This is a genomic window from Acinetobacter sp. CIP 102529 (assembly GCF_000368325.1).
Taxonomy (GTDB): domain Bacteria; phylum Pseudomonadota; class Gammaproteobacteria; order Pseudomonadales; family Moraxellaceae; genus Acinetobacter; species Acinetobacter parvus.
Genome location: NZ_KB849354.1, coordinates 69,759 through 78,990, shown reverse-complemented (window position 1 = coordinate 78,990; position 9,232 = coordinate 69,759). Strand labels below are relative to the sequence as shown.

Genomic DNA, 9,232 nt, shown 5'->3' with positions numbered 1-9,232 from the left:
AAAACAAGCATTTCCCATGCTTATTGGGGAGTAGATTATCACTTATAGACGTGGTCTAAAATCCTAGACCCACATCAAATTTATGAAAAACAGAACCCGAAAACAAATATAGTCTTAATTTTAGGAGCATCTTCATCTTTAGCGAAACAGGTCGAAGCTGGAGCAAATAGCGATATATTTTTTTCTGCAGATTTAGATTGGGTGAATTATTTAATTAAAAAAAAGAAGATTCAGGCACATAGTGCTCATCCAATACTCACTAATGAATTAGTAGTTATTAGTCCTCAATACCTAAATGTAAAATTTAAGCCGCAAGCGGACTTTAGTTTTGCAAAAGCTTTTAAAGGTCGTATGTGTACGGGCTTAATGGATTCTGTACCAGCAGGAAAATATGCCAAGCATGCTTTGATGAACTTGAAATGGCTAGAGAGCTTCAAAGGGAGAATAGTTGAAACAGATAGTGTTCGATCTACATTAACATTTGTAGAGCGCGGTGAATGTGATACAGGAATTGTTTATAAGACTGATGCTTTGATTAGTAAAAAGGTCAAAATTATTGGTATATTTCCTCGCAACTTACATCCTGCTATTATTTATCCAATCGCCCTAACCAAACAAGGTGAAAAAAATTCTGAGGCTATTCATTTTAATAAATTTATTAACACGAATCCTCAAGTAAAAAATATTTTTATTAAACATGGTTTCCACTTCTATAAATAAAGGTTAGGTTAAATATATGCTACTTAACCCTGAAGAAATATCCGCATTATACCTTTCTGCTAAAGTTGCATTTTTTGCAACGTTATTTTGCTTGCCGTATGCTATAGCTTTGGCATGGGCTTTGGCTCGCTATGAATTTAAATTTAAATTTTTAATCGAAGGGCTTTTACAACTTCCGATGGTGTTACCCCCTGTGGTTTTAGGGTATTTATTATTAATAATATTTGGTAACAATGGCTGCATTGGTCAATTCTTGAATACAATTGGTATTGAGCTAGCATTCAATTGGAAAGGTGCTGTTCTTGCATCAATGGTAGTTGGTTTTCCATTGGTCGTGCAGCCAATTCGACTTGCGTTCCAATTATCAGATCGTCAATTAGATGAGGTAGCTCAAACGCTGGGAGCATCTTTTTGGAGTATTTTCTTCAAAATTCACTTTCCTTTGGCTTTACCTGGGATTTTAATTGGTTCAATTTTAGGATTTAGTAGGAGCTTAGGGGAATTTGGGGCAACGATTACTTTTATCGGTAATATTCCTGATGAAACTAGAACGATCCCGATAGCTATTTATTCTTATTTACAACAACCTGATGGAGAATCTATGGCAATAAGATTGGCAATCCTATCTTTAGTTTTAGCTTTTTCCGCTTTGGCTGCAAACTTTTATATAATTAACAAGTACAAAGAATATAAATAATTTGCAGTGCTACGAAAAATTAATCAGTACGAATGCAACACCCTTCAACATGTTGGCTACTTCCATCCATATAAAACTCCAATTTCCAAATTGGTGCTTCATGTTTTACTCTTTCTACAGCTTCCTCACAAGCGGCAAATGCTTCTTTGCGGTGTGGCGCATAACAAATAGCTATTATAGCCATTTCACCAATTTCCAATAGTCCTACTCGGTGTACCACTCGTATATAAGAAACACCAAATTTTTTTTGAACCTCTATTTCAATTTGACGTATCAACTTTTCAGCTAATGGTACGTACGCTGTGTATTGTAAGGATTTAACTTGCTTGCCATTATGATGATTACGTACTGTCCCCATAAAAACAGCAATACCACCGCACTCAGGAAAACTTTGAATATCATCAAAAAATTCCTGTAAAAGTGGATTATTCTGAACTCTTTTAAACTGTTTCAGCTGAGTTTTATTTTGATTCATTTTAGCCACCAGCCACAGGGGACAAAAGAACCAACTGATCACTTTTGGATATAGTATCTTTACGTGTAACTATTTTGTCTTCAATTGCACATGCACATTTATCTAAAGCTTGAACAGCTGTGGGGTAATGAGTAGCTATCATCTTTAGAGCCTGATTTATAGTAATAGATTCATCTTGAGTATCGATCTTCAGTTCAAATGATTCCGGTAAGTATTCCGAAATTTTGCCAAAAGCTACAACATCTATGCTAAACATTTAATTTTATCCACCTATTGTATTCATACTAATTCTACGAGATTTATTATGCTTATCAATCGAGTCAAATCCATAGTCTTTATTCCAAATATATTGATGAATATTTTGCAAAATTTCCTGCTTTAGAGCAGTGGTTTTAGTCAAAGTATAGTCAGTAATTTGTTGTTTTAAATCCATGCCTTTTACAGCAAATAAACAATTTAACAGTTCTCCTTTTGCAGTGATCCGTATCCGATCACATTGCCCGCAAAATGAATTACTTACAGTAGATATTATTCCAATAGAATAGTTTGTATCCAAAGAATATAATCTAGCAGGATTACTATTTTGAATGACATAATTAACTATATACTTTGAAGCTAAAACACTTAGGATTTGCTGCTCATTAACCACATCGCTACTTGTCCATAATGCATTTCCATCAAGCGGCATAAATTCAATAAAACGAATTTGAATTTTACGCTCCTTAGACCAAGCAACTAGATCTAAGATTTGGTCTTCATTTATATTTTTCATCAAGACCGTATTAATTTTTAGATTTAATCCAACTTTAATTGCATGTTCAATACCATCCAAAACTGGAGATAATTTATTCCCTGTAATTTTCAGAAATTGATCTGCATTTAGTGTGTCCAAACTTACATTCAAGTCATCCAAACCCACTAACTTAAGGGGGTGGGCATATTTTGTTAAATAATGTCCATTCGTTGTTAAAGAAATACGCTTTAATCCTTTGGTCTTCAAATTCTGCAACTGACTTATAAAATGAATAACCCCGCTACGAATAAGCGGCTCACCACCTGTAATCCGTATTTGTTCAATACCAGCGTCTACCATTATTTGGCAAAATGCAAAAAGTTCTTCAAAACTAAGAAAATTACTTTTCTTTTCCCATATAGGATGTTCAGGCATACAGTAAGTACATTTAAAATTACAACGGTCTGTTATTGAGATCCTAAGTTTTTTCTTTTGACGTCCAAACTGATCAATAAAATTTAAAGAATTACTAATCATTTTAAATATTCTCATCTTACAATAAAGAGGTAATCAAATTTAATAATTAACACCCAACATTAAATTTAAATTTTGTACAGCAGCGCGAGCAGCTCCTTTACCTAAATTGTCATAAACAGCGCTCAATAAGACTTGGTCTTTATCTTCGTTAGAAAATACATAGATATGAAGTTCATTAGTATTATTTAAATAGTCTGGCTGCAATTGATTAATATTCTCGATATTCTTCATGTCCATTACTTTTATAAATTGAGAGCCCTCATAATATTTAATTAGTACGTTCCTTACTTGCTCAGCATTTACTTTGGCTGGAATTAATCGTAAATGAATAGGTATATTTAGAATTATCCCTTGACGATAATTTCCATAGTTAGGAGAAAATATTGGCGCATAATTTAATAAGGACTGAGATTTAATCTCGGGGGTATGCTTATGATTAAGATTAAGACCGTAGCTACAAAATGGTATCTTGGTAGGGTTAGGATTATTAGGGTCTTCATATGCGCTTATTAGTGCTTTTCCCGATCCAGAGTAACCCGAAGTAGCGTGTATATTAATTGGATAATCACTAGGCAAAATACCCTTTAATATTAAAGGACGTAGCATTAATATGGCACCAGTTGGATAACAACCAGGGTTGGATACTCTTGTTGCTAAGGATATCTTTTCATCATGTCCTTTTTCTAATTCAGGTAATCCATAAACCCAATTCGTAGCTGTACGATGGGCAGAACTTGCATCAAGCAATCGCACACTCGAATTTTGAATAAATGAGACAGCTTCTTTGGCAGCATCATCAGGCAAACACAATATTGCTATATTACAATCATTAATAATTTCGGATCTTTTAATAGAGCTACGTCTTTCGCTAGCTGGTAAATGTATGAGCTCAATATCCTTTCTTTCTGATAATAAAGTATGAATTTGAAGACCAGTTGTACCAGCCTCGCCATCTATAAATACAACTGGTTTCATTTAAACAATCCTAGATAATAATAGAAAATTAGTTTTTTACTTTGGAACAATAAGAAGAGGTGCTGGATGTCTAAAATTGACTGGACGCTGGTAATTTGGTTCAGCATTTGTAACATTAAAGTCATTTATATTTAATGTTAATAATTCTTCTGCCAACAACTTCAATTCAGCTTTAGCTAGCAAATGACCAGGGCAGTGATGTCTACCATGACCAAATGTTAATCTTGTTTCATTAATATCCTCCTTTGTAATATTGTTATGATTATGCATTGGACACTTTGCGCTACTATTTGTATCTGTAATGCTGATATGAACAATATCGCCTTTACTAATAATTTTATCGCCCAGTTCTGTATCAGAAGCACAATATTTGGTTGCCATGCCCAGAGGAGGATCATTATCAAGCAAACAAACTATGAAATTATCTACACCCATTGTTTCAATCGATTTGTGGAACAACTCGTTATTACTAGCCCAAGCTGTTAATAATATTTTCATCGATACTATGGTTGTCTCAACACCAGCTCCAACTAAAAGTGAGAGATCATTTTCCCTTTCTTTTGTAGATATTCTTTCAAATATATTTGAACTATCATAGAACTCAATTTTTCTAATGTATTCTTTAGCTTGCATATAGTTTCCTGATTTAATCCCAGTTTCAAGATAATTAACTAAAGGCTTCACCATATTTAAATGATCAATAGGGTCTATTTTTTCACATCCTAACAAATCCAAAATAACTTTGTTGGGAGTGTAATCCGATACTAAAAAAAGATTATTTTTAGATATCGCATATTTAAGACCCTCACTTACAGCATTTTTTAATATGTTTTGAAATTCAACCGATTCAATGTTTTTACGCCCAAAAGTTGTGTTCCATTCACGTTTGCGCATTAAATGTGTTTGACCCTCCGTATCCAGCACGTTTGGCCCAAAAATTTGGCGTGTTATTCTGAAAGGGTGGTCTACTCTAAAGCTTTCTTGAAGAAATACTTTTTTTCCATCTTCAATATTTCTTACAATATGTTCGTTGGTTTTCATTTATAAAAATCCCCTTTTATTTAAGCATTTAAATATGCAGTTAGTTTACGACTCATAAATAAATATAGATTCATGAAGTTAATTAGCAGAAAAAATTGTGAATAATTTATAACGGTATCATCCGAGGTATAATTTCCGTGCAATTGCCATCAATTTCCTCAATCTCAACTCGTAAAAAAGCCTGTGCTTCCGGCCAAATATTCTTTACATCAGTGTTTACTTCTTCAATAAACACCTGACCAGTGACTTTTAAAATGCCTATTCTTGTAAAATCGACGAATACCATACTTATTTTTGGATTTAATAAAATATTTCCAAGGCTGTTATATAGGGCATTACCGCTGTAATCGGGAAATATTAAAGTTTTGCCATCATTAAAAACTTTAGCAACTGGTAATTTTTTTCCAGAGCCATGATCACCTTGTGTCCCTCTAAAACTCGCATCACAATGACCATCGTTATTTGCAGTTGCAATAAAAAAGAAAGATTGAGATTCAATAAATTCAACTAGTTCCAATTCAATCTTATTGCTTTTTCTTAATTGAAATATCGAATGTTCCCACAAAGGATATAGTTGATTTACTTCGTTAAGATCATTCTCTATAAGCTCAATAGGATATAACTTAGGAATTCTTGCAGGACAATTCCCATAAGCATGTTCTATAAGTACACGAACATATCCCACACAACGAGGCCAAATTGCTTTGACCTCATCTGTTAATTCCTCTAAGAAAGCCTTTCCGTTGATTCTGATACGTCCAATACGAATAAAATCTATAAAGATTAAACCCACATGAGGGTTCTCTTTAATATTTTTTATATTTTTAACAAACGTATCATCATCAAAATAAGGAAATATCAATTCCTTACGGTTATCTAAAATTAAACAAGTCGGAAAAATTTCATCTATCTTTTGATGCGTAAAAGTGCTGATAAAGCTTGCATCGCAATTACCATTTTTATCTGAAGTTGCCACAAAAAAGAAATTTTGAGCTCCAATAAATCGAGACATTCCTAGACCCACTTCTCGTTGGATCATGTTATTAAGAGTGAATTTATCCCACTGATAAATAGGACTTGGTAAACGGCGTCTCATTTCTAATTCACCATCATGCCCAAATCTGTTATCAGGAATAATAGGTTTATCAACAGTAATTTTGTTCATCTTAGGTTATTGACGTTGTTCTATTTACAGAATATATTAGCAAAAAGAACGCAAAAAACAAACGTTAGTTAGTGTTTTTTGAAAAATTAATTTAGTTATTAATTTTCATATACTTGCTATAACTTTTGTTTTTGCTTTAGGGGGATTTACATTAATTAGCCAGCGATACCATCACTCAGGAACCTGAGAAAATCATCAAACCTTACATGTCAATATTATTTAGGAGAAAATTATGTCAACGCAATTCTCACAAGAAATCATTACATTCCTTGAGGAGGCCACGAAGGCTGAAAAGGGAAACATAGAAATGTCCACCGAGCTAATAGATTCAGGAATAGTGGATAGTTTGAGTATTGTAGGATTGATTGCTTTTTTGGAAAAAAAAATGAATAAGACCATCTTGTACGAAGAAATAAATCTTGAAGACTTTAGTAGTGTAAAAAATATCGTATCTAAATTTTCGCAACAACTTGCATAAGCTTCTAGAAAAAACTATTAATTGGAAAATCAATATGACAATTCACTCATTAGCCATTAATCGTAATCATGAATTATTTTTAGATGAGCAATTAGCCAATCTGAAGTGTTTTAAGGGTGCAGATGAAAAGTTACTATCGCCCATGCTTCCTCAAAGTTTTATTTTGGCTGAAAAATATATTAAGTCATTCCCGCAACACGCATTTACTGTATCCAATAGCATACAAGTTAATGAAAAATATTTATTATCCCCAACCTGCTGCTATCCAGTTTTTAATTCGTTAAAAAATACTAGCTTAAATGGTGATACGCTTATTACCCATAAGAATTATTGCTCGCGATGTGAAGATTACTATCAAGAGGGAGAGCGCCAGATTACTTTCCTTATGCGCGAATATATCTTTTTCTCAGAACATCTTGAGAATGTTCAAAATTGGATAGAAAGAGTAAAAGAAGAAGTAACTGAAATGATATGTTCACTAGGGTTAGAAGTGGAGGTGGAGAAAGCCACAGATCCATTCTTTAATGCTAATGATTTTAGACAAAAATTTCAAGAAAATCAGAATCTTAAGAGTGAGTTTATTGTGAATGGCCTAGCTTGTGGCTCTGTTAATTTGCATCTAAAAGCGTTTTCTAAATCATGCTCAATCACTTCAGGTGAAGGAAATGACCTTTTCAGTGCATGTTTTGGTCTTGGATATGACCGTATTCATAAGCAGTTTCTTCTAAAAGAAGATAAGGCTGCATAGTAATAATGGAACATTTTTAGGATGTCATTTAGCTTTGGACGTTTTTTAGAAATGTGAAGCTCAAAGTAAATACAATTTAAATCAGAATAGTAACTTACCAATAATTTTAGATTAGAGAAATTAAATGTATTCAAATAATCACTTGATTGCGAAATTAAGAAATAAATCAATTAATCTTGATAGCAAGGTATTTATCGAGATCTTTGAAACGGAAGAGAATATTTCATATGGTGAATTTTTTGGAAATAGTGAGATAATTGCTCAAATTTTAATCGAATCGGGCGTTAAAGCAGGAGACAGAGTATTAAATTATGCCCCAAAAACTGTTACTTCACTGGAGCTTTATGTTGGAACTATTCTAGCTGGCGCGATCTATGTACCAATAAATTCAGCTTATTCAGACGATGATCTAGCATATTTCATTGATAATGCAGAACCTAAAATTATTGTATGTCAGGATAAATCGCTTACTGCTGTTCAAAAATGCTTAAGTGATAGTAAAACAAATAATAGTGTTAAAACATTTACTCTAAATACAGATGAGAGTGGGACACTAAACGAAGCTAAGCATAGTACAGTCGTGAGTGAATTTTGCTCGATTGAGCGAGGTCCTGAAGATATTGCAGCTATTTTATATACATCAGGCACAACTGGTCGACCTAAAGGAGTTGTTCATACACACCGTTCATTAGCAACCAATGCTGAAACTTTAGTTTCGTATTGGCGCTTTACTGATAAAGATGTATTAATCCACGCCTTACCACTTTTTCATTTACACGGACTTTTCACTGCAACTAACGTCGCACTGTTTTCAGCGAGTTCCATGATTTATTTACAGGGATTTGATGTAGATAAAATCATGAGTGTTTTACCAAAAGCAACTGTACTAATGGGCGTCCCTCCTTTTTATATGGCATTACTTGGTAAACAAAATCTTAAGCAAGCTACAAAAAATATGCGCTTATTCCTATCAGGTTCTGCCCCAATGTTGCCTCAAACACATTTGGATTGGCAGGAGGCTACCGGTCACACAATTCTTGAACGTTATGGTATGACCGAGGGTAGTATGATTGCGTCTAATCCTTATGATCATGAACGTAGACCAAATAGCGTAGGTTTTCCTTTACCAAATGTGGATGTACGAATTATCTCTCCAGCGAACGGAAAGGTTGCTGCTAAAGGAGAAATTGGGTTTGTTGAAATGAAAGGAGAGAATTTATTTTCTGGATACTGGCGCCTACCGGAAAAGACTGCTGAGGATATGAAATCAGACGGTTACTTTATAACTGGTGATTACGGAAAGTTTGATGAAGATGGTTACTTACATATTATTGGTAGAGTCAAGGATGCAGTTGTTATTTCAGAAACACAGGTGATATTCCCTAAGGAGATTGAAACTATAATAGATTCTGTTCAAGGTGTTAAAGAAAGTGCAGTTATTGCAGTACCTAGTAACAACTCTTATCAATTACCAGTGGCTATTGTGGCTTACTCACCTGATGCAGAACTAAACTCTCTTGAAAATACTATCCAAACACTGCTTAGAAATAAATTAACTCCAGAGAAAGTGATGTGGTTCCGTTAATTAGACCACTCAATTCAGTTTTATAAGTGATAAATCCGCTCTAAATATTTAAATCATGCTGCCATTACTTTTAGTAAA

General features: G+C 33.7%; 10 protein-coding genes and 1 pseudogene. 5 read left to right on the top strand and 6 right to left on the bottom strand.

The window, feature by feature from the left end:
* Positions 1-75: 75 nt before the first annotated feature.
* Both modA and modB read left to right on the top strand, forming a co-directional pair.
* A pseudogene (gene modA, locus F972_RS02670) lies at positions 76-720 on the top strand (molybdate ABC transporter substrate-binding protein); the annotation flags it as partial.
* A gap of 16 nt (positions 721-736) precedes the next feature.
* Complete coding sequence (gene modB / locus F972_RS02665) at positions 737-1,417, top strand: molybdate ABC transporter permease subunit (RefSeq protein ID WP_004681213.1); 681 nt, start codon at positions 737-739, stop codon at positions 1,415-1,417.
* Between the two features lie 19 nt (positions 1,418-1,436).
* Here modB and F972_RS02660 read toward each other — a convergent pair whose 3' ends face one another.
* The 6 genes from F972_RS02660 to F972_RS02635 all read right to left on the bottom strand — a co-directional run bounded on the left by F972_RS02660 (position 1,437) and on the right by F972_RS02635 (position 6,343).
* A complete protein-coding gene (locus tag F972_RS02660; protein ID WP_004681212.1) occupies positions 1,437-1,892 on the bottom strand; it encodes a molybdenum cofactor biosynthesis protein MoaE in 456 nt (151 codons plus the stop codon).
* A 1-nt stretch (position 1,893) separates the two neighbouring features.
* Positions 1,894-2,148, bottom strand: a complete 255-nt coding sequence (locus F972_RS02655; RefSeq protein ID WP_004681211.1) for a MoaD/ThiS family protein — start codon at positions 2,146-2,148, stop codon at positions 1,894-1,896.
* Positions 2,149-2,154: 6 nt separating this feature from the next.
* Positions 2,155-3,162 (bottom strand): GTP 3',8-cyclase MoaA, encoded by a 1,008-nt coding sequence (gene moaA, locus F972_RS02650; protein WP_004681210.1) that lies wholly within the window; start codon positions 3,160-3,162, stop codon positions 2,155-2,157.
* 39 nt (positions 3,163-3,201) lie between these two features.
* The gene (argC, locus tag F972_RS02645; protein WP_004681209.1) at positions 3,202-4,137 is read right to left on the bottom strand and encodes an N-acetyl-gamma-glutamyl-phosphate reductase; all 936 of its coding nucleotides are present in this window, start codon (positions 4,135-4,137) and stop codon (positions 3,202-3,204) included.
* Between the two features lie 36 nt (positions 4,138-4,173).
* Entirely contained in the window at positions 4,174-5,178 is a 1,005-nt protein-coding gene (locus tag F972_RS02640; RefSeq protein ID WP_004681207.1) for a cytochrome P450 family protein, read from the bottom strand.
* A gap of 106 nt (positions 5,179-5,284) precedes the next feature.
* Positions 5,285-6,343 carry a pyridoxamine 5'-phosphate oxidase family protein gene (locus F972_RS02635; protein WP_004681206.1) on the bottom strand — a complete coding sequence of 353 codons (1,059 nt, stop codon included), beginning with the start codon at positions 6,341-6,343 and terminating at the stop codon, positions 5,285-5,287.
* A 232-nt stretch (positions 6,344-6,575) separates the two neighbouring features.
* Here F972_RS02635 and F972_RS02630 point away from each other — a divergent pair, with 232 nt between their 5' ends.
* From F972_RS02630 to F972_RS02620, 3 genes are all read left to right on the top strand, one after another.
* Positions 6,576-6,821: an acyl carrier protein gene (locus F972_RS02630; protein WP_004681205.1), complete on the top strand. Its 246-nt coding sequence runs from the start codon at positions 6,576-6,578 to the stop codon at positions 6,819-6,821.
* A 34-nt stretch (positions 6,822-6,855) separates the two neighbouring features.
* Positions 6,856-7,569 carry a class-II aminoacyl-tRNA synthetase family protein gene (locus F972_RS02625; protein WP_004681203.1) on the top strand — a complete coding sequence of 238 codons (714 nt, stop codon included), beginning with the start codon at positions 6,856-6,858 and terminating at the stop codon, positions 7,567-7,569.
* Positions 7,570-7,693: 124 nt separating this feature from the next.
* Positions 7,694-9,154, top strand: a complete 1,461-nt coding sequence (locus F972_RS02620; RefSeq protein WP_004763888.1) for an AMP-binding protein — start codon at positions 7,694-7,696, stop codon at positions 9,152-9,154.
* Positions 9,155-9,232: the final 78 nt, after the last annotated feature.